Source organism: Streptomyces sp. NPDC101178 (genome assembly GCF_044767965.1).
GTDB lineage: Bacteria > Actinomycetota > Actinomycetes > Streptomycetales > Streptomycetaceae > Streptomyces.
Genome location: NZ_JBIWOZ010000003.1, coordinates 96,877 through 121,243, shown reverse-complemented (window position 1 = coordinate 121,243; position 24,367 = coordinate 96,877). Strand labels below are relative to the sequence as shown.

Annotated in this window: 21 protein-coding genes, 1 tRNA gene, 1 pseudogene and 1 CRISPR repeat array; of the genes and pseudogenes, 3 read left to right on the top strand and 20 right to left on the bottom strand. The window is 69.8% G+C overall.

What is annotated here, in order from left to right:
- Nucleotides 1–116: 116 nt before the first annotated feature.
- Nucleotides 117–332 (top strand): hypothetical protein, encoded by a 216-nt coding sequence (locus tag ACIRR8_RS09050; RefSeq protein WP_018513656.1) that lies wholly within the window; start codon nt 117–119, stop codon nt 330–332.
- Between the two features lie 80 nt (nt 333–412).
- Here ACIRR8_RS09050 and ACIRR8_RS09045 read toward each other — a convergent pair whose 3' ends face one another.
- The 16 genes and pseudogenes from ACIRR8_RS09045 to ACIRR8_RS08970 form a co-directional block, all read right to left on the bottom strand.
- A complete protein-coding gene (locus tag ACIRR8_RS09045) occupies nt 413–649 on the bottom strand; it encodes a hypothetical protein (protein ID WP_404060986.1) in 237 nt (78 codons plus the stop codon).
- A 703-nt stretch (nt 650–1,352) separates the two neighbouring features.
- A complete protein-coding gene (locus tag ACIRR8_RS09040; protein WP_015610039.1) occupies nt 1,353–2,219 on the bottom strand; it encodes an RNA polymerase sigma factor SigF in 867 nt (288 codons plus the stop codon).
- Between the two features lie 234 nt (nt 2,220–2,453).
- Nucleotides 2,454–3,365, bottom strand: coding sequence for an RNA polymerase sigma factor SigF (locus tag ACIRR8_RS09035; protein WP_404060983.1), 912 nt, complete (start codon nt 3,363–3,365; stop codon nt 2,454–2,456).
- 229 nt (nt 3,366–3,594) lie between these two features.
- On the bottom strand, nt 3,595–3,888 hold the full coding sequence (locus ACIRR8_RS09030; RefSeq protein WP_404060981.1) for a Dabb family protein: 294 nt from the start codon (nt 3,886–3,888) through the stop codon (nt 3,595–3,597).
- Nucleotides 3,889–3,907: 19 nt separating this feature from the next.
- Nucleotides 3,908–4,072 (bottom strand): hypothetical protein, encoded by a 165-nt coding sequence (locus tag ACIRR8_RS09025; protein WP_404060978.1) that lies wholly within the window; start codon nt 4,070–4,072, stop codon nt 3,908–3,910.
- 706 nt (nt 4,073–4,778) lie between these two features.
- Nucleotides 4,779–5,153, bottom strand: a complete 375-nt coding sequence (gene cas2e, locus ACIRR8_RS09020; protein WP_404060975.1) for a type I-E CRISPR-associated endoribonuclease Cas2e — start codon at nt 5,151–5,153, stop codon at nt 4,779–4,781.
- Nucleotides 5,150–6,115, bottom strand: coding sequence for a type I-E CRISPR-associated endonuclease Cas1e (gene cas1e / locus ACIRR8_RS09015; protein WP_404060972.1), 966 nt, complete (start codon nt 6,113–6,115; stop codon nt 5,150–5,152). The genes cas2e and cas1e overlap by 4 nt, the downstream gene beginning before the upstream one ends.
- A complete protein-coding gene (gene cas6e, locus ACIRR8_RS09010; RefSeq protein ID WP_404060969.1) occupies nt 6,112–6,864 on the bottom strand; it encodes a type I-E CRISPR-associated protein Cas6/Cse3/CasE in 753 nt (250 codons plus the stop codon). The genes cas1e and cas6e overlap by 4 nt, the downstream gene beginning before the upstream one ends.
- A complete protein-coding gene (cas5e, locus tag ACIRR8_RS09005; RefSeq protein WP_404060966.1) occupies nt 6,864–7,634 on the bottom strand; it encodes a type I-E CRISPR-associated protein Cas5/CasD in 771 nt (256 codons plus the stop codon). Before cas5e ends, cas6e begins: the two co-directional genes overlap by 1 nt.
- Entirely contained in the window at nt 7,631–8,878 is a 1,248-nt protein-coding gene (gene cas7e / locus ACIRR8_RS09000; protein ID WP_404062529.1) for a type I-E CRISPR-associated protein Cas7/Cse4/CasC, read from the bottom strand. Before cas7e ends, cas5e begins: the two co-directional genes overlap by 4 nt.
- 127 nt (nt 8,879–9,005) lie before the next feature.
- Nucleotides 9,006–9,770, bottom strand: coding sequence for a type I-E CRISPR-associated protein Cse2/CasB (casB, locus tag ACIRR8_RS08995; RefSeq protein WP_404060963.1), 765 nt, complete (start codon nt 9,768–9,770; stop codon nt 9,006–9,008).
- The gene (gene casA, locus ACIRR8_RS08990; protein ID WP_404062526.1) at nt 9,767–14,473 is read right to left on the bottom strand and encodes a type I-E CRISPR-associated protein Cse1/CasA; all 4,707 of its coding nucleotides are present in this window, start codon (nt 14,471–14,473) and stop codon (nt 9,767–9,769) included. The genes casB and casA overlap by 4 nt, the downstream gene beginning before the upstream one ends.
- 816 nt (nt 14,474–15,289) lie before the next feature.
- Nucleotides 15,290–15,987: direct repeats of the CRISPR family, unit length 29 nt; unit sequence GGGAACACCCCCGCGTGCGCGGGGACCAC.
- A gap of 276 nt (nt 15,988–16,263) precedes the next feature.
- Nucleotides 16,264–17,306: pseudogene (locus ACIRR8_RS08985) on the bottom strand (MarR family transcriptional regulator).
- Between the two features lie 491 nt (nt 17,307–17,797).
- Entirely contained in the window at nt 17,798–18,649 is an 852-nt protein-coding gene (locus ACIRR8_RS08980) for a helix-turn-helix domain-containing protein (RefSeq protein ID WP_404060960.1), read from the bottom strand.
- Between the two features lie 25 nt (nt 18,650–18,674).
- Nucleotides 18,675–19,205: a DUF6879 family protein gene (locus ACIRR8_RS08975; protein WP_404060958.1), complete on the bottom strand. Its 531-nt coding sequence runs from the start codon at nt 19,203–19,205 to the stop codon at nt 18,675–18,677.
- Nucleotides 19,174–19,437 (bottom strand): hypothetical protein, encoded by a 264-nt coding sequence (locus ACIRR8_RS08970; protein ID WP_404060956.1) that lies wholly within the window; start codon nt 19,435–19,437, stop codon nt 19,174–19,176. The genes ACIRR8_RS08975 and ACIRR8_RS08970 overlap by 32 nt, the downstream gene beginning before the upstream one ends.
- Nucleotides 19,438–20,435: 998 nt before the next feature.
- Here ACIRR8_RS08970 and ACIRR8_RS08965 point away from each other — a divergent pair.
- On the top strand, nt 20,436–21,539 hold the full coding sequence (locus ACIRR8_RS08965; protein WP_404060954.1) for a methyltransferase domain-containing protein: 1,104 nt from the start codon (nt 20,436–20,438) through the stop codon (nt 21,537–21,539).
- Between the two features lie 84 nt (nt 21,540–21,623).
- On the opposite strand, the gene ACIRR8_RS08960 is transcribed toward ACIRR8_RS08965, so the two are convergent.
- The 4 genes from ACIRR8_RS08960 to ACIRR8_RS08945 all read right to left on the bottom strand — a co-directional run bounded on the left by ACIRR8_RS08960 (nt 21,624) and on the right by ACIRR8_RS08945 (nt 23,485).
- Nucleotides 21,624–21,711 (bottom strand) — tRNA-Ser (locus ACIRR8_RS08960).
- A 67-nt stretch (nt 21,712–21,778) separates the two neighbouring features.
- Complete coding sequence (gene tadA / locus ACIRR8_RS08955; RefSeq protein ID WP_404062524.1) at nt 21,779–22,207, bottom strand: tRNA adenosine(34) deaminase TadA; 429 nt, start codon at nt 22,205–22,207, stop codon at nt 21,779–21,781.
- Nucleotides 22,208–22,383: 176 nt separating this feature from the next.
- Nucleotides 22,384–22,986, bottom strand: coding sequence for a hypothetical protein (locus tag ACIRR8_RS08950; RefSeq protein WP_404062522.1), 603 nt, complete (start codon nt 22,984–22,986; stop codon nt 22,384–22,386).
- A gap of 232 nt (nt 22,987–23,218) precedes the next feature.
- Nucleotides 23,219–23,485: a hypothetical protein gene (locus ACIRR8_RS08945; RefSeq protein ID WP_404060951.1), complete on the bottom strand. Its 267-nt coding sequence runs from the start codon at nt 23,483–23,485 to the stop codon at nt 23,219–23,221.
- Between the two features lie 102 nt (nt 23,486–23,587).
- On the opposite strand from ACIRR8_RS08945, the gene upp reads away from it, so the two are divergent.
- Nucleotides 23,588–24,223 carry a uracil phosphoribosyltransferase gene (gene upp / locus ACIRR8_RS08940; protein WP_018513622.1) on the top strand — a complete coding sequence of 212 codons (636 nt, stop codon included), beginning with the start codon at nt 23,588–23,590 and terminating at the stop codon, nt 24,221–24,223.
- Nucleotides 24,224–24,367 lie beyond the last annotated feature (144 nt).

Here is a 24,367-nt window from a genome sequence, read left to right as displayed (position 1 = left end):
AGCCGGGCCCACCGCGCGCCGCGGCCCGTTTTCCGCGTGCTTCGCCGCTGGTCGGACGGGACGCAGGGCGGCCCGGGGGTTGGGCGGAAGGCCCGAGTTCGCTAGGGTCCTGCCCCATGGCACACAACCCCCACGCCCCTCAGCCGGGCCCCGAGGGCACCCCTGATCCGGCGGGCAGCACGCAGATGTTCCGCGCCTTCGTCGACGAGGGCGAGCCGCAGCGCCGGGCGCAGCCGGCCGCGACCTCGTCCGGGCCGAGAGTCGGGGTGATCGCGGCGGTCGTCGCGGTCGTCGTCGTCCTCGGCGCGGTGGCGTGGCTCGCACTGGGCTGACGCACCGAACCACGACGGAGACGCTTGTGGGGCGGGCCGCGGCCCGCCCCACAAGCGTCTCCGTCCGTCATGGCCGAGGCTCACTCCCACACGGCGGAGACGTCCTGGGTCTCGACGCGCATCCCGAGCGGAACGCGCCAGGACTCCACGCACACGGTGTACGTCTCCGAGCGCGTGGCCCCGGCCGCGATGGGCGCGGGCAGCGACTGGCTGGACCGGATGGTGGCCCAGTCGACGCCGAGGGCCCCGATGATGTGAGTGGCGAAGGTGACGGTTCCCGAACGGGTCGGCGAGCCGCCGGTGTTGCGGAACTCCACGGTCACCTTCTCGCACCACCGCTTGTCGGCCGGCGCGCGCTGGGGGGTGCTGAGGCTCAGGGCGGGGGGTGAGGGGGGAGGCGCGGGCTCGCCGGGCTCGGAGGGTTTCGGCGCCGGCGTCGGCTTAGGCGCCGGGTTCGGGTTCGGTTTCGAGGGCTTGGCGGCCCCGCCCCCGTCGGGTGTCTCCGTACGAGCTCCGCTCCCGCTCCCATCACGGCTGCCCGCCCCGGAACCGGTGGCCGGCGCCGCGGGACCTCCCGCAGGCCCATGGGCGGCGTCAGGCTCACCGGCAGACGGACCACCGGCAGACGGGCCACCGGCAGGAGGCTCACCGGCGGAGGGGAAGGAGAGTGCGGGACTCCGCCGCCCGGCTCCGTCCTCGCCGGCACCCGCATGGTCGTCACCGCCACGCGTAAGGCCGTCACCGTCCAACGGAACCAGCGTCACCTTGCCCGAGGGCCCGGAGGGCCCGGACCGCTCGGCCCCGTTTCCGGCCGCGCCCACCGCCGCGTAACCGTCCTCGACCGGCCCGCCCCCGCAACCGGTCAGAAGGCCGCCGCCCAGACACAGTGCGACCGCCGAGGTGGCAACCAAGACGCCCCGGCGGCCGTACGGACCGAACGTATGGCGGGTCTGAGATGTCCGACGCAGCATCGTGCCAGTGTGTCTGACGACCCGTCAAATCAGAACCCTCCTGCACGGCTCAGTCGGAGATGAGCCCTTCCCTCAGCTGGGCGAGGGTGCGGGTGAGGAGGCGGGAGACGTGCATCTGGGAGATGCCGACCTCTTCGCCGATCTGCGACTGGGTCATGTTGGCGAAGAACCGCAGCATGATGATCTGGCGCTCGCGCGGGGCGAGCTTGGCCAGCAGGGGCTTCAGCGACTCGCGGTACTCGACGCCCTCCAGGGCCGCGTCCTCGTACCCGAGGCGGTCGGCGAGGGAGCCCTCGCCGCCGTCGTCCTCGGGGGAGGGGGAGTCGAGCGAGGAGGCGGTGTACGCGTTGCCGACGGCGAGACCGTCGACCACGTCCTCCTCGGAGACCCCGAGCGCCTTGGCGAGCTCCGGGACGGTCGGCGAGCGGTCGAGCTTCTGGGCCAGCTCGTCGCTGGTCTTGGTCAGCGCGAGCCGCAGCTCCTGGAGGCGCCGGGGGACCCGGACGGACCAGGAGGTGTCGCGGAAGAAGCGTTTGATCTCCCCGACGACGGTCGGCATCGCGAACGTCGGGAACTCCACGCCGCGTTCGCAGTCGAACCGGTCGATCGCCTTGATCAGGCCGATCGTGCCGACCTGGACGATGTCCTCCATCGGTTCGTTACGGCTCCGGAACCGTGCCGCGGCGTAACGCACCAGCGGGAGGTTGAGCTCGATGAGTGTGTCCCGCACATAGGTCCGCTCCGGACTGTCCGTTCCCTCGGGACCCGAAGCGGGGCCGAGCGCGGCGAGCCGCAGGAACAGGGAGCGGGACAGAGTGCGGGTGTCGATGGCTTCCGGCGAGCTGGTGAGCACGGCGGGTGCCGGCACGCTCTTCGTGAGCGTGAGCACCTTCGAGCTGCCCTGTTCTGCGGACATGCCACCCCCTTGAGGTCGCGGACGGTCGCGGTGGCCGCGACCATCGGAGGAACGCAGCCTCCACCTGAATACCGGAGGTGGGGCTGCGGCAAACGCGCTTCCAGCAGAATGTCACATGTCGGCAACACGCTGTAGTGACATGTCGACAAGTCAGCGGTGAATCCGCCCTGGAAACAGGGGGTGTAGGGCATTTATGCCGTCAGAACCGGTCCCTGGAGGGTCTACCCGTTCCGGTTACGCTTCGATCCTGTTTGCGGACCTCAGTCGGGCGAAACTTCTGGCCAGAAGCCTTGACACATGCATCTGGGAGACGCCTAGTTCGGCGCTGATCTGAGACTGGGTCAAGTTGCTGTAGTAGCGCAGGAGAAGGATGCGCTGCTCGCGCTCGGGGAGCTGGACGAGGAGATGGCGTACGAGGTCGCGGTGCTCGACACCGGCGAGCGCGGGGTCCTCGTAACCGAGCCGGTCGAGCAGTCCGGGCAGCCCGTCGCCCTCCTGGGCCGCCTCCAGGGAGGTCGCGTGGTACGAGCGCCCGGCCTCGATGCAGGCGAGTACCTCGTCCTCGGAGATCTTCAGCCGCTCGGCGATCTCGGCGGTGGTGGGGGAGCGGCCGTGAGCGGTCGTCAGGTCCTCGGTGGCGCCGGTGACCTGGACCCAGAGCTCGTGCAGCCGGCGGGGGACGTGGACGGTGCGGACGTTGTCGCGGAAGTAGCGCTTGATCTCGCCGACGACGGTGGGCATCGCGAAGGTGGGGAACTGGACGCCGCGTTCCGGGTCGAACCGGTCGATGGCGTTGATGAGCCCGATGGTGCCGACCTGGACGACGTCCTCCATCGGCTCGTTACGGCTCCGGAAGCGGGCTGCGGCGTACCGGACGAGCGGGAGGTTCGCCTCGATGAGGGCGGTCCGGACGCGGCCGTGTTCCGGGGTGCCGGGCTCCAGGTTCTTGAGCTGCCCGAAGAGGACCTGGGTGAGGGCCCTGGTGTCCGCCCCGCGGGTTCTGGCAGGCGGGGTGGTGGGGTCGGGGGTCTCGGTCTGGATCTCGTCGGCGGGGGAGGTCCGAGGGCCCTGCGGGGAGCTCGGCAGAGGTCCTCGTGGGCCCTGGGCGGCGGCCGGGGGCGACTGCTGAACGGACTGGGGAGGCACTTGAGGCGCTGTACTGGCCGGCACGGTGACGCCACCCCTTCACGTTCGCGGTCAACTACGGTCAACTCATCCGTCAAAAGCGGTCATAGCATCACAAGACATGTCCACTGTGTGCAAGCACCGCAAAGTGCCGTGTTGAGGACATAAATCCTCAAAAAAGACAGAAAACCCCTCGCCTGAACGGCGAGGGGTCGGTCGGAACGGGTCCCGCGTCTGCGCGCGGGAGGGATCAGAAGGGATAGTCCGCGATCACCCAAGTGGCGAATTCACGCCACTGACCGGCGGCGGCCTGGTGGGCGGGGTGCTCGATGTAGCGCTTGAGGGCGGCCTCGTCGGCGACGGCGGAGTTGATGGCGTAGTCGTACGCGATCGGCCGGTCGGTGATGTTCCAGGCGCACTCCCAGAACTCCAGCTCGGGCACCTGCCCCGACAGCTCCCGGAAGGCACGGTCCCCGGCGACGACCCGCGGATCGTCCCGCTCGACGCCCTCGTTGAGCTTGAAAAGAACAAGGTGGCGGATCATCGATACCCCTACTGCTTCGCTACTTCACCAGTTCGGTCATGAAGTCGCCGACGCTCCGAGCAGCGCTGGAGACGCCTTCGAACCCCACCCCCACGAGCTCGGCGGACCGCTTGGGCGAGGTGATGATCGAGTACAGCACGAAGACCACCAATATGTAGAGCGCGATCTTCCTAGCCTGCGCCACTGCCGTTGCCTCCCCGTAGACCCGCCGGACCCGCGTGTGCCCTACCCAGGGCCGCCTGGGCCGGGCGTGCGATCGGCAGATTGTATCCGCACGTTTGGCCGTATCCGGTGGCTGCTCTCGATCACTGATGCGCCCTTTAAGGCCCTAGGACCCGCCTATAGGGGCCTTTCGCCCACGGCCACGGCTTCCGCGCCCCGGCAGGATGGACCTCAGCCCTCCGGCCCTGGCAGGACCCGGAGAGCCCGGAACAGGCCCTCCCTGCGGGGCCACCGCCGCGCGACTTCCCCCTGACCGCGACGGCCGGCCTGGAGGCCCTGTTCTCCCCGGGGGAAGCGGCCTGTCCCCCCGACGCCGCTTCCCCCGACCTGCCTTCTCCGACGCCGCCCGGGAGCTGACCGAGGGCGTCGCGGACAGGCCCGCCCCCGCGCGCGTGGACCACTTGCCCCACTGGCCGGTCGCCCGGGTGTTCTGGGAGCCACCCCCCGCAGGCGCGGGGGAACACGGCGCGGTGAAGCCGTACGCGACGACGACGTCGGGACCAACCCCGCACGCGCGGGGACCACGGTTGCTGACCTGCGGTGTTATCGGCCACGGGTCCCGTTTTTACTTACTTCCGTAGATTCCGGCATTACGGCTATTTCTCTCTCGTCGTCCACCCGTACCACTGAATCTCCGAAGACGCTCCCCCGCTCAGTACGTGCCTCCCTCACCCCCTGCCGCCCCCGAACCTCCGCCGCTTCGACGCCTTGCTCCATCCCTGCCGGGGCACGTCGGCAGGAGCCTTCCCAGGCTGAGGCCGTGGCGTATGGGGGCTCGGGCGGTGGATCAGGGTGAGGCCCTCGTGGTCGGTCGGGTGCCAGGCGTGGTCGTGGGTCTCGAACGCGTAGCCCTGTTCGGTGTCCGTCTGGTAGGCGAGCAGCGCGCGGCCTTGGCCGGCGTACTCGCGGACCTCGGCCCACAGAAGCTCACGGATACGGGTCGACGGGGAGCCCAGGAAGACGCCCGGTGAGATTTCCAGCAGCCAGCGGGTGAGGAAGCCCCGCAGGCCGACCGGGCAGTTGGTGAGGACGATGACGGTCACCAGATGATCTCGTCTCCGTGGTTCCGGCCGCCTTCGACGTGTACGTCCCCGTCGGACTGGAGCGTGACCCGGTCCCGGTCCGGCGGCGTACCGTCCGCCTGGGCCGTGTCGCGGGTGCCGTCGTAGCCGAGCAGGTCCCTGATGTCACGGACACAGCGGTCGAGCAGCCCGGTGCGGTTGATGCGGTCCCGGAGCATGCGGCGGGTCCGCGCCGCGATGTCCTCCACCCCTTCCGCCGCCGCGTCGAAGGCGGCCGGAATGGCGACCTCCGTCTTGTAGAAGTCCGCCACGTCCATGACGAACGACCGCTCGTGGCCCGAGTGGACGAAGCCAAGCCCTGGGGAGCAGCCGAGTGCGGCGACGACGGAGTGGGAAACGCCGTACATGCACTGGGCCGCGGCCGTCACGGCCTGGTTGGGGGCGTCTCCGGCCGCGAAGTCCTCGCGGTGGTACTCACGGCGCCGCCAAGGGACCCCCGTACGCAATGACTCCCGCTTGTAGCACTCCTTCAGCCGCCGCCCCTCCATCCCGAGCAGGTCCTGCCGGGTGCGGCCCGTCGTGTCCTCGCCGGGGAAGCGCAGCCGGTACATGGCGCGGGCCACCTCCAGCCGGGTCCGCCGGTTCGCCCACGCCGTGGCCTGCGCTTCGATGAGGACGGACGAACGGGTGAGCGCCCGGCCTCCCGCGTAGTACCGCACCCCGTGCTCGCCCACCCATGCCACGCCCGCACCGCTGTCGCCCAGGAGCGCCATCGCCTGGTGGGTGACCCGGGTCCCGGGTCCCAGCAGGAGGGTCCCGATCGTCGCGGACGGGATGTGCGTGACACCGTCCACGTCCTCGGCGGTGATCGCGTTGGAGTCCCGGTGGACCGTGCACCGCTCCAGGTAGACGAACGACAGCCGGTCACCGACGCGTGTGAGCTCGCGGGGCGTGGAGCCACCCCTGCGGCCAACCGTGCTCACGCCGCCCCCTCCCCCCGTACCGGAGCCAGGGTCATCAGACCGCATCCGTACGCCTTGGCCTTGCCCAGCCCGTGCGTGAGCGTCCGGCGGAACAACTCCGGCTCCGTGACGCGCAGCCGGCCGTCGAAGGTGACTTTGGTGATCTGTACGTCATCCCTCCTGGGGGCCCTCGACCGCGTCTGTTCTCCTGCCGGGCGCCGATGGAACTGCAGCGGGATCTGGTCCCGTACGACCAGCTCGTATTCGTCCCCCACCGGCAGCAGCCGCCGCTCCTCCGGCTTCTGGACGATCTCGAAGCCCGCTCTCTCCTGGCGCTCCAGCAGCCACCGCATCTGGTGCCGAGGGGTCCGGTGCGCGGCCCGCTTCGTCCGTTCCTCCTCCTTCAGATACTCGTGGCGGATGTTATGCACGGGGTTGGCGGTCAGCCTGAACCCCCAGGTGTCGCCCGCGTGCAGCGCGGTGAGGAAGTCCGCGTACGAGAACGTCGTCCACCCCGGCTCGTCCGATGCGGGCCACCCCGCCTGCTCGACCAGGTGGGTCAGGTCGGGACGGGTGGGGCTGACGATGTACAGCAGCGTCTCGGCGTTCGCATTGCGGTCCACCCGCCACAGCACCCGGGGGCCCGAGCCCTCCCGTGGGGGAGGTGTGGGGAAGGACGCGTTCACCGCGCCGTGCAGGCGGTGGGGCGAGCCGAGCAGGCGGCGGGCGTCGGACCGGTTGGTGTTCACACGGAAACGGGTGAGGTACATCAGTCGGTCCTCGGTGTGACGGGAGTGAGCAGGGACGTGGGTTCGTGCGGTGGCGGGGGTGGTGGTGACGGCCGAGCCCCGGCCTCGGCGGGCACGCGGGTCTCCGTCGTACGGACGCCCCGCAGCCCGTACCGCCGGTGGCGCGGATCGAAGCTCATGGGGAGATCCCGCAGCGTGATGTCCGGCATCCGGTCCGAGGCGGCCGGGCTGTCCAGCAGGAGGTCGAGGCGTACGTCGTCGGGCGGCACCTGGCCCCGGCGGCGGAAGGAGGCGGCGCGTTGTCTCCTGTACCAGCCGGAGGCCTCCCACCGAGCCTCCCGCAACGCCTGCTCCACCCCTCCCTCCAGCGGCTCCGCGATCGTGACCGGTCGTGAAGGAGGGCAGGATCGGCGTCCCAGGTAGGGAAGGAACATGGGCTCCAACAGCGCCTCGTACAAACGCTGTACGAGCCTTTCCTCACCGCTCACTCCGGCCACGAACACCGCGTCGGCCAGGTAGAAGCGCTCCGACAGCGGCATCGCCTTGAGCGTGTCGCTGTGATGCGCGGTGTGGAAGTCCCGCAGTCGACTGCCGGGTTGGTCGATGCGGACGCCGAACTCCAGTGCCGCCAGGTCGGAGAGGTCGGCGTCCCGCCTGCGCCCCTGGGCGGCGGCGAGGAGGCCGACGACACCGCTCTTCGTCGGGGCGTTCTCCGTGGTGCGGCGAGTGAAACGGGCCGAGGACCCCCAGGACTGGAGCGGACCCGCGAGCCGCAACAGCAGCACGCTCATACCCCGGACTCCGCCGCCACGCCCGCTCCACCGCCCGTGCCGCCGTTCTCCGAGGACTCCGGCGCCAGCCGTGCGGCCACGGCGTCGCCCACCTCGGTCAGCAGCTCGGGCAGGTTCACCGTTCTGCCGAGCCCGCTCAAGGCCTTCGTCTCCTCGCCCACGCGGAGAACCCACCCCTCCGGACCGCCGGAGAGACCGAAGCTCGCTTCCAGGTCCGGAACGAACGTGGCGAGCCTCTCGCAACTCCCCTTGAGGAAGCCACCGTTCTTACTCAGCGCGACAGGTTCCTCGAAGGCGGCCACGTAACTGACCGGGCGCCGTGAGCGAACCTTCACGATCACCGCGGCCGGCAGTGTCTGGTTGCCGAAGGTGTTGATCTTCCCCGTGGGGAGCGACGTGATGAACCCTTCGAGGAAGGCGGCGACGGCTCGCCGCGTAGGCTCCACCGGCCGGGCGTCGTCGTGCCCGGCGCCCAGGTTCTCCTGGAGGCGGTTCACGTCGAGCGCGGCATAGCGGTAGAGCGTTGCGGAGTTGAAGTCGACGGTGCCGATCATCCCGGCGCCCGTCTCGGCATCGGTGTTCTTGTCGTCGACCGCCGTGTAGTAGTCCGACTCGACCTCCACCGCGTGCACGCTGAGCGCATGGGCGACCTGGGCCGCCGCGTCCACGTTGAGATCGGTCGAGTCCGCGACCATGCGGCCGAACAGCGCGATGTCCACCGAGTGTTCGGTGAGGACGAGCTGCTTGGCCCTGGACCTGTTCTCCTTGGCCTTGAGGAAGTCCTTGAGCGCCTGGACGTCTCCGCCCTTCCCACCTTCCACCGTCATGGCGGCAAGAGCGCCGTACTGCCGGTTGCTCAGGAACATCAGGTACGTGGACTCGGCGGCGGGATCCTCCATCTCCTGCTTGCTCTTCCGGCCGGGAACGACGACCTTCGAGCCGGTTGCCGTGGTGATCGTCTCCGCCGCCAGAGCTTGCGCGGCGGCACGTGTGAGCGACGTGTCCAGCGCCATCACCCGATCTGCGAGGACCTCCACGACCTTCTTGGTACGGATGCCGAGCTCGGAGGAGTCGAGCAGCTCCGCGAACGCCTCGCGCGTAGCCCTTTTCCACGCCTGACTGGACACACGCGAGCGCCGCACGCCCCCATAAGTGGCCGACTTCGGCGTCCCTGTGTCGTCACGGTTGAGGTTGCTGGGCGGAACGGTCTGGAGGATGTGGATATCGAGAATGGTCCTGTTCAGGGTCACGCGTGCTCAATTCCTCTGTTTGTCAGGTGCGAAAGGTGCTTGTCGGGAGAAACGAGAGTTCATGGAGAGGCGAGATATGAGTGCGAAGGGGACGGGTGTGTCGGCGCACGGAAGCTGGGCGTCACTCCCCGGCCGCGTAACCGCCGTACTCCTCATCGGCCGCCAGCGTTCGGTCGATCGCCTCGCCGTCCGCGGCCGTCCTCCCCTTCTTCCCGGCGGTGGCGGCGGCCAGATGGAACTCGCGCCCCCACTCCCGCTGCACCCCGGCCCGGTCGGGGCGGTGCTGCCAGCGGTAGAGCTGGCCGGCCAGGCGCGCGTAATCGAGAGGCACCTTCGCTCCCCGGAGCAGCAACACGATCTCTCTGAGCCGTACGGCGACGGAGTCCAGGGATTCGGCCGTGCCGACCCGCACCAGGCGCTTGCGCAGAGAGGAGTCCTCCTCGTCCTCGCCCGCTGTCCCCTGCAACCGGATCAGGGCACGAACCGCCCCGCCCAGGTGGTGATTGCGCTTATGCATGCCCTGTTCACGGCCGGATTGCTGGTGCAGGGCCCACAGGGTGCAGGCGAGGAAGACCGCTTCTTCGGCGTCCTCGGAACGGCCGAACTCACCACGGTCCGCCAACAGGTTGGCCAGATCATCCATCCCCTCGATTCCCCAGAGGTCCTCGACTTCGTGAGCCCGCTTCCCCGCCCCGCGCCGCAGCCGGGCGAGCTCGGACACGGCGTGCGGCCGGTCGGCCAGATACTGGACCTGGATCCGCGCGATGTACCTACCTGTCGCGCCGGAGACCAACCGGTGGACGGGCAGGCGTTCAGCCTCCTTCTCCCCGCTGTTCGCCAGAGGCGGCGAGGCATCCGCGCCCGCTGTCGTAGGGGTAAGGGTCATGAGGTTCCTTCCGGAGGAGCTTCGTCGCCGCTCTCGCTGTCGCCGACGGCGGCCGAGGCAGGCGCAGCTGACGGGGTTCTGGGCAGCACCTTGTTGATCCGGGTCCGGAACCACAGGTCCGCCCGCGAACTGTCGACCCAGCGCTTGCCCACGACCGGCAGGTCGACCACGCGACCCTCCGCCGCACCCCGGCCCGCCGAGTCGAGGAGCTGACGGCCGAGGTCGAGGACAAGGTGCCGTGCGGTGGCCTGCCACTTCACGCGAGCGGCATCCGGCTCGGGCTCTTCCTTGAGGCCGACCAACCACTGCCGGTAGGGCCCGTCCAGTACCCCGAACCCCAGATCTCGTGCCGTGGCTGTGGGTCCCCCTGGTTCCGAGCCCGCCGCGCGCGCCAGGTTTCCGGCCAGTTGGCCGAGTGCGGCCACGGCCCGCTCGGCGTCGGAGACCGCGTCGACGGCGACCGCACCGTACAGAGGCCGGTCCTGGTGGAGCAGGACGACCGGCAGGGCGATGGAGTCGTCGACCACCTCGTCCACCACGGACTGCTGCGTCCCGTAGACCGCGCCGACCAATCGCGTACGGATCAGTGAACCCTTCGGCAGCACGCCTTCGGCACTGAGCAGAGCCAGCCACCGGACGACTGCGGGCGGCAGGCTCTTGTCCGTGCTTCGCCCCGATGTGTCGCCGTCCTGCTTCTGGGCGTACAACAGGCCCGCCAGACCGCGCCAAGCCGCCCTTGCCGGATCGTGCTGGCGCGGCAGGTAGATCAGCGGACGACCGAGCTTCTTCTCCTGCACCGTGCTGCGCCGCCAGCCCGTCATCGGTTCCGACTTGTGCCGGTTGGCGGGGGCGAGCGGGTCCCCGTAACCGAGGACAACTCCAGTGACGTCATGCCCCTCCGTATGGAGGAGCAGTCGCCGGGACTGCCAGGTGTAGAGGTCGCGCGGGCCTGCGGGCCGGGGAACAGACGGATCGCCTTCCAGGACTCCGGGCCCGGGAGGCGGATCGCGACGCCATACCGGAAGATCTGCCTTCGGCTCCGACTTCAGGATGTCCTCATCCGTCGGAATCAGGTTCAGCAGGAGCGTCTCGCGCAGGTCCGCGCCCTCCGCGAAGACACCGCCGAGCCCGCCCACCCAGCCGACGCCCTGCGGATACACCTTCCCGCCCTTGACCCGGTCGTCGCCCTCCATCCCGGACTTGATGCCGGACGAGTCGTACGCATGCGTGTGGACGAGCCAGCGGGCCGCCTCCGCGAGGCCCAGCCGGTCGACACCGGGCCGGCGCATGGAGAAGAACGCCTCGCCGTTCGGCACGTCGGCCACGATCCGGTTCAGCGAGGCGACTTCGTGCTTCTGCGTGTGCAACCCGGCCACCTGGAGGAACGGCCGCGCGGGGTGAAGAAGATCGAAGCGGTCTCGGTACCGGTCGAGGTAGTCGCCGACGACGTCCAGGGAGTCCGGCGCCTCCCACAGCGCCTCCCAGTCCTCCAGCTCCGCCGGTGCGCCCGCGGATCTGCCGTCGGCCTCGTCGAGAGCGTCGTACAGGATCGCGAGCAGCAGCCGCAGCAGGGCCAGCTCCTGAGTCGGAAGGTCACCGACCAGGCGGCGGATGCCTTTCGCCCGTGCGAAGACATCGTGCAGCGACAGCTCACCGGTGGAGCCGTCCTCGTACTGGACGGGCAGCCACGGCCGGGAGACCAGGTCGAAAGAAGGCACTGTGGACGCCACCGCTTCGAGCCCCTTTGCTCTGCCTGCGCTGCGCGCGCCGACAGGACCCACCCGGAGCCCGTCGTCAGCGCTGTAGTGGACTTCCCAGCCTGACAGGTGGGTCTGACGGTCCTCGTCCAGGACGAGCACCAACTCCCCTGCCAGCCAAGGGCACTCCTTCACCTGCCAGGCGGGCACGACGAACCGCTCCAGCTCCGCGATGGTCCGGTCGATCACCCCCGGATGGGTGAGGACGCGAGGCAGCGTCAACGCGGACGCGGCGACGATCTCCGCGGTCCGGTGCGGCGGAGGCGCGTGTTCCGGCAGATCCAGACCGCCACGCCCGCCGTCGAGCCACTCCACGGTGGTCAGCCGGCCGTCCGCGCGCCGCTGGACGACCAGCACCTCAAGGCTCTCGTCGCTGTCCCGCACCTGGGCTCGTCCGCCAGGGCTGTCGTCGGCGTCCCCGGCGTTGCCGTCCAGCCAGCCGAAGAGGGGCCGTCCGGCCCGGCGTACGGGCCCCAGCCGGAACACATCGGCCTCCTCCCGCTTCTTCGCCAGCCTGATCAGGTACTGCCGGCGGGCGTCGGCCAGCGCGGGCGCCCAGTGTTCGGGCCCGGCGGGACGATCGTCGTAAGCGGCCTGTACCAAGGGGCTGATGTGGTCAGGCAGAACCAGCGGTACGCCGTCGAGATGCGGCCCCAGCACGGCGAGCGCCCGGAGCAGGGTGTGCGGCCCCTGGTAGACGGCGACCGAACCCTTCACCGGCTCGGGCGGGTCGGCGTCCCAGTCCTTCACGCCGGTGATCAGACAGCGGGCCTGGGCGAGGCGGGGAGGCCGGGTACGCGGATGGCGGTGCAGCCGCCCCATGCGCTGAAGCACCAGGTCGACGGGGGCGAGATCGGTGACCAGAAGATCGAAGTCGATGTCGAGGGACTGCTCGACGACCTGACTGGCCACGACGATGTGCGGCCCGGCGGGACGCCTGTACGCCCGGCCGGGGGAGTCGGCCGGCTCAGCGGAGTCACCACCACCGGGCCCGAACCGCTCACGCAGCTCGGTGTCCTTGCGCGCGCGGTCGGCGGCGATGAACCGGGAGTGTGCCACGGTGACGGCCTCCGCCCCGAAGCGCTCACGGAGGTGTTCGGCTGCTTCCAGGACCCGGTCGACGGTGTTGCGTACGACGAGGGCGCAGCCGCCGTCCCTCAGCTCCTCCTCCAGCCGGGTGACGAGCGAGGGCAGTTCGTCGTCGAGCCGCTCCAGCACCACATCCGTACTCCGTCCGGAAGCCGGCGCGGGCCGAGCGGTCAGAACACTGCCGCCGGCCGCAGCGGGTGCGACGGCGGTGATCAACGGGTAGGCGTCGTCGGGCAGATGAAGGGCGTCTGCAAGCTCGGGGGTTTCCTCCCCGGCGTACGCGGCGGCCAGTTCACGCCTGCGCTGCGCGGGCAGGGTCGCGGAGAGCATCACCACGGGCACCCGGTAGGCGGCCAGCCACTCCAGTACACGGTCGAGATAGGTGTTCATGTACGCGTCGTAGGCATGCACCTCGTCGATGATGACGACCTTGCCCGCGACGGCGAGGTGCCGCAGCGCCAGGTGCCGGCTCTTGAGCCCGGCGAAGAGAACCTGGTCGATGGTGCCGACGGCGAACGACGAGAGCAGCCCTTTCTTGCGCCCGCGCAGCCACTGGTGGGCATGGAGGGAGGCGGGGGCGGCCCGCTCGGAGGCCCCTGCCGGTGAGACGGTCTCGTCCGGACCGTCGAGGTCGACGGCCGCGATGGTGCGCCGGTCGGCCTTGGTCATCCCGGCCCACACCTCGTTGAGGGCCGCCTTGGCATGGGCGAGGACCACGGACCGGGGTCCGTCCGAGGGAAGCCGCTGCAACCACCCGATCAGCCGCGGGAACATGGCGTCCCCGGTGGCCCGGGTGGGCAGCGCCACCAGACACCCGCCGGCACCCGACCGGGCGGCCATGACCTCCGCCGCCGCGAAGGCCGCCTCGGTCTTGCCCTCGCCCATGGGCGCCTCGATGATCAGGAGGCCGGGTGCGGGCGACTCCCGGGCCATCCGTACGGCTTCTTCCTGTACGGCCCTGATCTCGGCGCCCTCCGGAAGGTCGAACCGAGCCCGGAACAACTCGGCCGCGCTACCGACCGGTTGCTCGGCCCGCCAGGGCCCGGGAAGGTCGAGCCCGCCCCAGGCGGCGGCAAGGCGACGCCGCTCCCCTTCTTCATCCCCCGGCGCCCAGGAGGCAGGATCGTACGGAAACAGCTCGGAGGAACTGGCGATCCAGTCGGAGACGATGACGATCGCGGTGAGCACGACCTGTACGGGCTGCGGCAACCGAACGCCCTGCCAACCGGCGAACCGCCCCTCCACACCGGCCCGTACAGCGCAGGCATCCATCAACTCGAACTGGACGCGCTTCCATACCTCTTCACTCTCGCCCCCGGTACGCAACAGCCGCGGCCGAAGCCCGAGGTCGTGGATCTGCTGGTGGTCCGGCGGCGTCCCATGATGCCCACCTGCGACCACGGCGAACTGCCCCGAGGCCCGCTCACTCCACCCGAACCGCTCACCCAGCCACTCCTGGATGAGCAACTGTCCGGCCAGCCCATGAGGAGCCATCCTGCGATCCAGCCCGAACTGCTTCTGATACGGCATGTCGAGCCCGGCGTCCCGCATCTGATCCGCGAGCCCGTCCACCTGGCAGGCGAAGGCGGGGGTGGCCTTTCCGATGTCGTGCACACAGGCGAGGTAGACGGCCACCTGCCGCGCATCGTCGGCCCCTTGAGGAAAGGCCTCCGCGACGAGCGTCTTCACGTTCCCGGGCACCCACTCGTCCCAGAGCCTGCCCGCGACGGCGGCGCTGTCGGCCATGTGCCGCCACAGGGGGAGCCACTGTTCGGTCGGCCGATCGTGCTTGCCCCAGGCCGTTCGGGCGGCGGGGGACAGGTGGCGGAACGCGGTGAGGAGTTCCGTGTCGATCATGGCCATGTGGGTCATTCGACACGGGCAAGTTACCTAGGAGCGCCAGTTGTTCAAAAGTGATTCGAAATTGACAGGTTTTGACCGGATTAGCCTTTTTAGTGCTCTAGATTCGCTACGCGTGGCTGGGTCGATCTCGGAATATCTTTGCTCGACTTTTCGTACGGGAGACCGTTCCCCGACCTGAATAGCTCTCCGGTCACCCTCGTTCGCCCGGGGGTGACCGGAGTCGAGCTAGTTGGCCGGGCTGAAGTCGCGGGGCCTTGGGGGCATCACCGCAATACGGTCGGCGCGATAGCCACGGTGGTCAAGGTCAGCACGGCGATGGCCGCAGCTCGCCGAGAGAGCGCCGAAGAAACGACCACCCTGGCGGACACCAGAATGGTGAACGCTGGCTGACCACCCTCATCTTGTCTCTCATTCGGCTCTTTCCTGCCCATAAGAGGCTCCTTGCCGCTAGCCGTAATCCGATGTGTGGGGTCGGCCCACCTTGCAGCGGGCAGGTTTGGGGCTGCGTCGATCCTGCTGGTTACGTCTCGGGGCCGACATTGGGACCGTATCTTCTGTGGCCAGTTTCGCGGGCTCTGTTGAGCTGAAAGGGTGTGTCTAGATCGCCATCATTCATGGAGTGGGTCGCCCTAATTGAAAGGTTTCTCCAAGGCCACGGATGAAGCCATCTGACTCCGTTCGGCATTTAAGCAGAACCCCGCGTGCGCGGGGACCACACGCGAGGTATCAACGTGGCGTGGGTCGCCCTAGGGGCCATCCCCGCGTGCGCGGGGCCAAGTCTTGGCTCCGAGGTGGAGCCGCAGACTATCGAGGGACGCTCCCGCGTGCGTGGGCACCACGCCGCGAACGGATGGACCCCGCATTCCTTGCGGGGCCATCCTAGCGTGCGCGGGGACCACAACCTCACGATGAAGGGCGCCGAGCTGGGCCGGGGACCACCCCCGTATGCGCGGGGACCACTTCGTGCAGCACGACGCCGTTGGCCAGGCCGCGGGAACACCCCCGCGTGCGCGGGGACCACACCCCGAGCTGCACCCCCCACACCGCGCCGCTGGGAACACCCCCGCGTGCGCGGGGACCACCCGGCCTCGACGTGGACGACGAGGGCAACAACGGGAACACCCCCGCGTGCGCGGGGACCACGAGGAGGCGGAGCGGCTCGGGCTGCTGCTGCGGGGAACACCCCCGCGTGCGCGGGGACCACGCGCTCTGCGCCCACTGCACCGTGATGAATCCGGAACACCCCCGCGTGCGCGGGGACCACAGGCCGTCGGCCTCGGTCATGTAGTCCGCGGCGGGAACACCCCCGCGTGCGCGGGGACCACCCAATCCAGATAGCCGATGACGTCCTCAGCGAGGGAACACCCCCGCGTGCGCGGGGACCACTCCTCAAAGCCCTCCGCGACGAAGGCCTCACCGGGAACACCCCCGCGTGCGCGGGGACCACACGCGGTGAACGACAGGAGACCCCGGCTCGATGGGAACACCCCCGCGTGCGCGGGGACCACAGTTCGTGACCTGCGGGTTTAGGTGGCTGGAGGCTCGTTTTTACTTACTTCTTGAGAAACGGACATATCTCTCCCGCGTCGCAAACAGCCCTTGCCTGAAGCTGGGCTGTCAGCGGTGATTCTGCCTGTCAGCGGCCGTCGAGGAGGCCTCATTCCTCTAGGAAGACGGTCCAGCGCCTGCCCAGGAGCTTGTGAAGGCGAAGGAGTGCGGTGCCAGTGCTCCGCTCCGTCCCCGCTGCTCTCGGCTTCTGTTGGCTGTGTGGCGCGAGCTCAACCTCATACGGTTCTGAGCAGGTCGCGGAGGTTGGTCATGTGGGTCTTGATGTCGGCGGCTCCGTCGCCTTTGGTGGGGCGGTCCGGGGTTTCGGCGCTTGTTTGGTTGCGGGTTGTGCGGCAGGGGCGGCAGAGGCCGTCGGGGAGTGCTTCTGGCCTCCCGGGGCGGCCGCAGTCGGTGCATTCCATCAGGACGCGGCGGGCCGGGGCTGGGGTGTTGGGTGTGGTGTTCTCGGTCGGGAGGTGGGGTGGCATTTTGTCGGTGAGGCGGCGGCGGACGAGGCCGGCGGGGTAGCCGATCTCGGCGGGGAGTCCTGCGGTGAGTGCGCTGGTGAGGTGGTCGACGCTCGCGCCCCGGGCGAGCCATTCGGCCGCCAGGGCTTCGAGGGCGGCGCAGTCGTCGGCGGAGAGCGTCAGGCGGTGGTCGTTGCGGCCCAGGCGCGCCAGGGCGAGGTAGGCCGGGGACGGGCCCGCCTCGGGGGTGCGGGGTGCTGCCGGGGTCGTGTTCGTCGCGGGAGGCTCGGGTTCTGTGTTCGGGGTCTGGGGTGGGATGCGTTGTTGCGGTACGGCGGTGGATTCCGGGCCCTGTTCCGGACCGGGGTCCTCCGGCGGGGGCGGGGGTTCCTCGTCCGGCGGGGGCTCCTCGTCCGGGACCCACGGCGGCGGGGAAGCCGCCTCCGGCGCGGGGCCCGCCGCCTGGTCGGAGCTCTGGGCGGTGAGGTAGGTGTTCCACCACTCGTTGTCGCGGGCTGTGCGGGACCAGAACGTGCGGGAGACCCACCTGGTCTCGTCGCCCGCGCTGACCGTGCACCGTACGCGTCGCAGGTGCCCGGCGACGGAGAGGGCCGTCAACGCGGAGGAGATGGCCTGCTGGCCGTACAGCGGGAGCTGCTGGCGAGCTGCTTCACGCTCATCGCCGCACCATCCGGGAGGTGGTCGACGAACCCGGCGACGTACCGCTCACGTACCGGCAGGAGCGCGAAGTCCTGCGGTGTGCGGGGGTGTTGGTGGGGTGCGGAGCGTTTGCCGTAGCCGGGGTTGGCCATCGGGTACGCGGCGGGAAGTGCGGGGGACTGCAGGGCGGAGCTAGGGTGCTGGGTAGCCACGGGATCGTCTTTCTAGGGTTGCGATCTTGCGGTCAGACCCCGGCCTGGTGTGGCAACACCTACCGGGGTCGATTGGTTCTCGAACCGTAAGCACTCGTGACGCTCCGCCGCAAGCTGTCACGATTAGTCATACTTGCTCGCCGTGACAGGTCAGGGAGGTAGGGGAGGTTTTCCCCAACCCCCTCATCTACCCGCCGGTTAAAGAAGGCGCTCGAACCTCGAAGCTCGCATCCCGAAGCCCGAATCCCGGGACCCGAGCTTCGGGTCGGGACCCCACCTCCGTACCTCCGTAAGCGGGAACCGACCGGTCCCGACGCTCGGAACCCGGCGCTTGGGACCCGAGCTTCGGGCCGTCAGCCGTATCGCCACCCCATCCGGCACATCCTGATCTCCTGCCCAGTGCGGGCGGAGGGCGCCACGAGCCCTCTGGTTCAGGTCAGGGCGTCGATCGCCTTCACGATCAGGGCGCGAGCCGCGGCGCCGTACACGGCAGCCTTCCTTAGCTCCTCGAACGCCCTTGTGTACAGCGCGATTTCGCTGGGCTGAGTGATACGGACACGGGCCGAGACCAGCTCGACCGAGACGAGTGAGTTGTCGTAGACGTGGAACGTCTCGCGAGGCCACTGTTCGCGGTGCGCGGTCGCCGGGATGACACCCAGCGACACGGCGGGCAAGGCGCCGGCGGTGAGGAGGTAGCCGAGCTGAGCGGCCATCGCGTCGGCATCGCCGATCCGGTAGTGCAGTACGGACTCCTCAATGAGGAGGACGAAGCGGTGGCCCCGCTCGTGGATGACGCGGGAACGGTCGACCCGGGCGCGGGCGGCTTCGGCACTGTCGTCGACCGGCAGATCACGGAAGCGGGCGCTCATACCGAGGACGGCGGCAGCGTACCCCTCGGTTTGCAGCAGGCCGGGAACGAGCGAGGACGAGTAGACGCGGAACAGTTCGGTCTGTCGGAAGAAGGCGATGGAGCTGTTCTGGAGCTGTTTGAGCCCGTGACGGATTTGGTGGCGCCACTCGGTGTACATCGACTCGGCGTGCAGCGACTGGGCAATGAGATCCTCGGCCAGGGCCTCCGCACCGACAGTCCGGCACCATCGGCGGATGTCCCCTGCGGACGGGGCGGTGCGGGCGTTCTCGATGCGGGAGGTCTTGGCGTGGTGCCAGCCGCACCCGGAGGCCAGCTCGGTGACCGTGAGTCCGGCTCCCTTGCGGAGGTCGCGCAGTCGCCCTGCTACGACTTCGCGCGCGGCCTGGGCCGAGGAGGAGGGGGATGTGGTCATGTGCCGGCCTGTCCGGGTGCAGCTGTCAGCGGATTTCGTACTGGTCGTGCGGTACGCCCCGGTCCCACACGGCCTCGAAGGCGTCAGCGCACAGCTTCGCCGCAAATAGCTCGGTGGTGTGCTCCGGGCCTTGGGATGAGCCATCGCCTGCGAAGTGGTTCCACCGGACGAGACGGTCGTCGAAGAGCCAGAAGTCGTTGCCGGGCAAGGCGATGTCGGATGCGCGGTGACGGGGCAGCCACCGTACCTGCTCCCCTGCGGCGATGTTCGTGAAGGTGCAGGAGTGCTCGTACCGGATGTATTCGCTGACGGGTTCGGAAACGATGCGGGCCCGGCGCATGACGACGCCTCGCCCGACGGCCTCGGCTACGAGATCGAGCCAGGGCCGCCACCAAGAGGCTCGGTCCGCCGGGTCGTGACGGATCCCGGCCCGCCACTCGGCGAACGGGCCCGTCTCGTTGCCGACGGCGTAGACGTCCCGCATTTCGAGGTGGACGGCGGACCGTTGGCACTGAGCTAGCAGATCAGCGAACCTGGTCGGCGCTGTCGAGGACATCGCACGCCTTCCTGATCATGTCCACCATCCGGGCGGGGACGCGGACTACGGCTTCGGTGTCCGGGATTCCCACAGCGTGCCCGGGGAGTTCGAGTGCGGCGCACTCGGCTTCGAGTTCGGGGCCCGCTTTCCATCCCTGGAAGACGAGTTCACCTCTCTCCTGGTCTACCCACACAGTGGGACTTTCGTCGTCTCCGGTCTGTGGGTCGATTCCGATGAACTGTAACGACATGCTGCAACCTCCTTCTGAGTGGCGTGCAGTTGTGTGCAACACCGTTGGACATCGAGGGGCTTGGGTCAAGAAGGCATGGCTTCGTGAGCCTGGAAAGAGAGGCTGAGTGCACAGATCTGCACATAGCTGGAATGCGTGCACGGCAGGTCCCTACGGTCTGGCGTATCTCACGAACTGTGACGGGAGCCTTACCCGTGATGACGATCAAGGTGTACGCGGTGAATCGCGAAGGAGATGTTCGCGTCCTGCGTGAACGGACCGAAGTGGTCCCGCTCGACGAGCCCGACACCTCGCAACGGCTCCCCTCTTGCGGGTGCCTCAGGTGCGCGGAGACGGAGCCGGTGCAGTGAGGGCCGTGGAGCGGGTGGCTCGGCCGGACGCGGCGTACCGCATGTTGCTTGGCCACACCATGGTCTGCGTCGACTGCGGGTCGGCCCGCCGCCCCTGCCCGAAGGCCGTGGAGCTGGGCCGTGCGTGGCGGGAGGTCCGCCGTGGTGTGTGACCGCTGCGATGAGCCCATTCCTTCCGGGCAGGCGGAGGAGGTCGTGGTCGACGGGGCGTCCGGTGCGGGTGGCACGGTCGTGATGCACCGGGTTCCGTGGCGGGTATCGGCTCGCGTTCGGCCTGCTTCCTACCCGGTGGAGGGCAGGTGACCGTCTCGCTGTCGGCCACGGATGTCCGTACGTGTGAGGCGTGTTGGCGCGCTCCCGTCACCGCCGTTCGTCGCACCGCGAGCGGTCGGGATCTGTTGTGCCGGGCGTGTGCCTTGGGCGGTTGTCCGCGCCGCGTCGATCTGTTCCCGCCGTACGGGATCTACCGGCTCCACCAGCCCGGTAACCGATCAACCCCACTACATACAGAGGGAGATGGATGATGAGCAGCATTGCGCTGATGGATGACGGTAAGCATGGTGGTCCGCCCTCGGACAAGCCGTGGACGCCGCCTCAGGAGCCGAAGCCGTCTCCGGATGGCAGCCGCCCCAAGTTCGCTCCGCAGTCGTGAGCACCTCACAGTCCGTTCCCACCTACCCGGGCCTGGTGCAGGATCTCGCCGACCGGGGGTTGCTGGATGCCCGGTGGCGGCAGGTGTTCGAGGCCGTGCCGCGCTGCCGGTTCGTTCCGGCTGTGGTGTGGCGGCAGTTGTCCGACCGGTGCGAGCCGGTCGTCGGTAGGGATGCGTGGCTGGCTCTGGTCAACAGCGACGAGCCCGTGGTCACGCAGCTCGATGACGGGGTTGAGGGCGGGCCCGGCGTCGCCACCTCGTCGAACTCGATGCCGTCCATGGTGGCCCGCATGCTCGCCCTGCTCCGTGTCGAGGACGGGCAGCGGGTGCTGGAGATCGGGACCGGGACCGGACATGTTGCCGCGCTGCTGTGCGAGCGGCTCGGGGAGGAGCTGGTGCACAGTGTGGAGCTGGATCCGGTCGTGGCCGGGCAGGCTGCCGAGGCGCTGGCGCGGGCCGGGTACCGGCCGTACCTGCGCGTCGGCGACGGTGAGCAGCCCTGGCCCTCCCTGGGGCTCGTCGACCGGCTGATCGCCACCTGCGCCCTGCGGCACGTCCCGTACGCGCTGCTGCGGCAGGTGCGGCCCGGCGGGATCCTTGTCGCCCCGCTCGCCCGGGAGTTCTGGTCCGGGGCCCTGGTCCAGCTCCACGTCCAGGACGACGGCACCGCGTCGGGCCCCTTCTGCGGCGGGGCCACGTACATGCCGATGCGCTCCCACCGCGCCCCCGACCTCCACCCGGTCCACGGCAAGGGGCGCGCCCGCGCCGCCGGGCTGGACCCCGCCCGTGTGCTCGACCTCGGGTTCGCCCTCTACGCCGGGGCCCGGCTGCCCGGCGTACGCCTTATCCATCAGACCGTCCCCGAAGGCGCCCAGGTCTGGGTCACCCGTGAGAACGGAGCCGCCGCGACAGCGGCCACCGGGGAGCAGGTGTGGCAGTACGGGCCCGGGCTCGTGTGGGAGGAGATCGAACAGGTCTGGTGGGAGTACGAGACGGTCGGGCGGCCCGACGCCGAACAGTTCGGGCTCACCGTCACCGACCGAGCGCAGCAGGTCTGGCTACGAGATCCGTCGGCGGTCATCCGACCGAGCAGGCGGTGATCGGCCGCCTCATGGCCGCCGAGACGTACGACGCATGTCAGAAGGGGCGTCCGACTGCTACCAGTCGGACGCCCCTTCTTCAAGCGGTAGCGGTGGGATTTGAACCCACGGTGACGGGTTACGCCACACTCGCTTTCGAGGCGAGCTCCTTCGGCCGCTCGGACACGCTACCGAGAGAGAGCTTAGACCATCCCGGGGCGTGCACAGAAATCGGTTCCCGGAGGCGGGGGCCTACGCCGTCAGAGCGTGCGGAAGAACGCCGTCAGCTGGGTCGCGCACTCCGTCTCCAGCACGCCCGCGATGACCTCCGGGCGGTGGTTCAGGCGGCGGTCGCGGATCACGTCCCAGAGCGAGCCGGCCGCGCCCGCCTTCTCGTCGCGGGCGCCGTAGACGACCCGGGCCACCCGGGACTGGACCAGGGCGCCCGCGCACATCGTGCAGGGCTCCAGGGTGACCACCAGCGTGCAGTCGGTCAGGCGCCACTCGCCCACCGCCTCGGCCGCCCGGCGCAGGGCCAGGATCTCGGCGTGGGCCGTCGGGTCGCCGGTGGCCTCGCGCTCGTTGTGGGCGGCGGCCAGCTCGGTGCCGTCGGGGCCGAGCACGACGGCGCCGACCGGTACGTCACCGGCCGACGCCGCCCGCTCGGCCTCGGCCAGAGCACGGCGCATCAGGGCCTGCCACGGATCGCGTACGGGGTCGGGGCCGGGCACAGGTACGCGTACGGGATCCGGGGTGGGCCGGGGGGAAGGGGAGGGGTTCGGCGGGCTCGCGGTCACCCGCGGACCCTAACGGACGGGGCAGGAGAGGGGAGGGAGAGCGTCCCGGCCATCAGCCCCGACCGCCCCTAGCGCACCGCCTCCAGGACCTCGGCCGCTCCCAGCGCGTCGGCGATCTCCGTCAACGCGTCCGTTCGCAGCGTCAGCAGGTCCTTCTCCGAGACCCCGAAGTCGGCGAGGATGCCCAGCTCGCCGATCGGGCCCGCCGGCACGGAGTCGGGGTCGGAGTGGGGATCGGGATCGGAGTCCGTGTCCGCGTCCCGGGCGGAGGCGGTGGTCCGATCGGTGGTCGTTGCGGAGGAGGACGCCGGGCCGTCCGGTTCGCCGTCCTCCGTGCCGTCGAGGTCGACGAGCTCCTCCAGTGCGGCGATCTCGTCCTCGGCCCCTGGTTCGCGGCCGAGCAGTTCGTCGGTGAGCAGGATCTCCCCGTACGAGGAGCGGGCGGCGGCGGACGCGTCCGACACGTAGATACGGGGGTCCTCCTCACCGTCCACCCGGAGGATGCCGAACCAGGCGTCCTCCTGCTCGATGTAGACCAGGACCGTGTCCTCGTCCACCGAGGCCTCCTGGGCCAGATCCGTCAGGTCGGACAGGGTCTCCACATCGTCGAGCTCTGTATCGCTCGCTTCCCACCCGTCTTCGGTGCGCGCGAGCAGTGCGGCGAAGTACACCGTGACTCTCCCACTGGTCATAGGTGAATCGGTCCGACGGGAGGGCAGACGGGAAAGTCCGCCTGCCTGAGCCCCGCCCAATCGGCATCGTGGCAGAAACAAGCGCCGAGCGAGACCTCTTCGGCCGTTGCGTCGGCCATCAGTTCCAGGAGTGCCTGGTCGGGCGCCTCCCTGACGGTACCCGCCGATGACCCGATCGGCGGGGGGAGTGCGCCGGTGGTACGGCCCGGCTTCACCAGCGGAACGTGCGCATCCGCATCTGTTGCCGCATACGGGCCGCACGGGCCCGGCGCGGCTGCACGCGGTCGCGCAGCTGCTTCGCCTCGTGGAGCTCGCGGAGGAACTGGGCGCGGCGTCGGCGCCGGGCCGCGTCACTCTCCTGCGCGTCCGTGACGTCACCCGCCGTGTCGCGCGCCGGCTCGCGTGTCGTGTCGCGCGGCTCGCGCGCGTCGCTCACTCCGCGTGAGACCGCGTTCCGCCGCTGTTCCCCGTCCGCCATCGACACACCACCCCAACCCTGGGTCCGTATGCCCCCACCTTCCCCCCGAACAGGTGGTTGATGCCAGCGCAGAGTGCCGGAGGGCGCGGTTACTGTTGACGCATGCGGATCCACGTCGTCGACCACCCGCTGGTGGCGCACAAACTGACCACGCTGCGCGACAAGCGCACCGACTCCCCGACCTTCCGGCGCCTCGCCGACGAGCTGGTCACCCTCCTCGCCTACGAGGCCACCCGGGATGTGCGGACCGAGCAGGTCGACATCGAGACCCCGGTGACGCCCACGACGGGCGTCAAGCTCTCGCACCCCCGGCCGCTCGTCGTCCCCATCCTGCGCGCCGGCCTCGGCATGCTGGACGGCATGGTGCGGCTGCTGCCCACCGCCGAGGTGGGCTTCCTCGGCATGATCCGCAACGAGGAGACGCTCCAGGCGGAGACGTACGCGACCCGGATGCCCGAGGACCTCTCCGGCCGCCAGGTCTACGTCCTCGACCCGATGCTGGCCACCGGCGGCACCCTCGTCGCGGCCATTCGCGAGCTGATCAAGCGCGGCGCCGACGACGTCACCGCCGTCGTCCTCCTCGCCGCGCCCGAGGGCGTCGAGGTCATGGAGCGTGAGCTGGCGGGCACCCCCGTCACCGTCGTCACCGCCTCCGTCGACGAGCGGCTCAACGAGCACGGCTACATCGTGCCGGGCCTCGGCGACGCCGGTGACCGGATGTACGGGACGGCGGAGTAGCCACCTCGGCGGCCCCACGGCCCTACGGCCCCTCGGCGCGACAGGCAAACGGCCCGACAGCGCCACGGCCCGACAGGCCAACGGCCCGACGGCCCAACAGCACGGTGCCCCTTCCACGTAAGTCGTGGAAGGGGCACCGGTGTG

Bases quoted from the DNA above. Each gene is read 5' to 3' on its own strand.
- cas6e (WP_404060969.1), bottom strand. From the start codon at position 6,864: ATGTACCTCACCCGTTTCCGTGTGAACACCAACCGGTCCGACGCCCGC.
- cas5e (WP_404060966.1), bottom strand. From the start codon at position 7,634: ATGAGCGTGCTGCTGTTGCGGCTCGCGGGTCCGCTCCAGTCCTGGGGG.
- upp (WP_018513622.1), top strand. From the start codon at position 23,588: ATGCGGATCCACGTCGTCGACCACCCGCTGGTGGCGCACAAACTGACC.
- ACIRR8_RS09030 (WP_404060981.1), bottom strand. From the start codon at position 3,888: ATGATCCGCCACCTTGTTCTTTTCAAGCTCAACGAGGGCGTCGAGCGG.
- ACIRR8_RS08980 (WP_404060960.1), bottom strand. From the start codon at position 18,649: ATGACCACATCCCCCTCCTCCTCGGCCCAGGCCGCGCGCGAAGTCGTA.
- tadA (WP_404062524.1), bottom strand. From the start codon at position 22,207: ATGCGCCGTGCTCTGGCCGAGGCCGAGCGGGCGGCGTCGGCCGGTGAC.
- ACIRR8_RS08970 (WP_404060956.1), bottom strand. From the start codon at position 19,437: ATGTCGTTACAGTTCATCGGAATCGACCCACAGACCGGAGACGACGAA.
- ACIRR8_RS09050 (WP_018513656.1), top strand. From the start codon at position 117: ATGGCACACAACCCCCACGCCCCTCAGCCGGGCCCCGAGGGCACCCCT.
- casB (WP_404060963.1), bottom strand. From the start codon at position 9,770: ATGACCCTTACCCCTACGACAGCGGGCGCGGATGCCTCGCCGCCTCTG.
- ACIRR8_RS08975 (WP_404060958.1), bottom strand. From the start codon at position 19,205: ATGTCCTCGACAGCGCCGACCAGGTTCGCTGATCTGCTAGCTCAGTGC.
- casA (WP_404062526.1), bottom strand. From the start codon at position 14,473: ATGATCGACACGGAACTCCTCACCGCGTTCCGCCACCTGTCCCCCGCC.
- ACIRR8_RS09040 (WP_015610039.1), bottom strand. From the start codon at position 2,219: ATGTCCGCAGAACAGGGCAGCTCGAAGGTGCTCACGCTCACGAAGAGC.
- ACIRR8_RS08945 (WP_404060951.1), bottom strand. From the start codon at position 23,485: ATGGCGGACGGGGAACAGCGGCGGAACGCGGTCTCACGCGGAGTGAGC.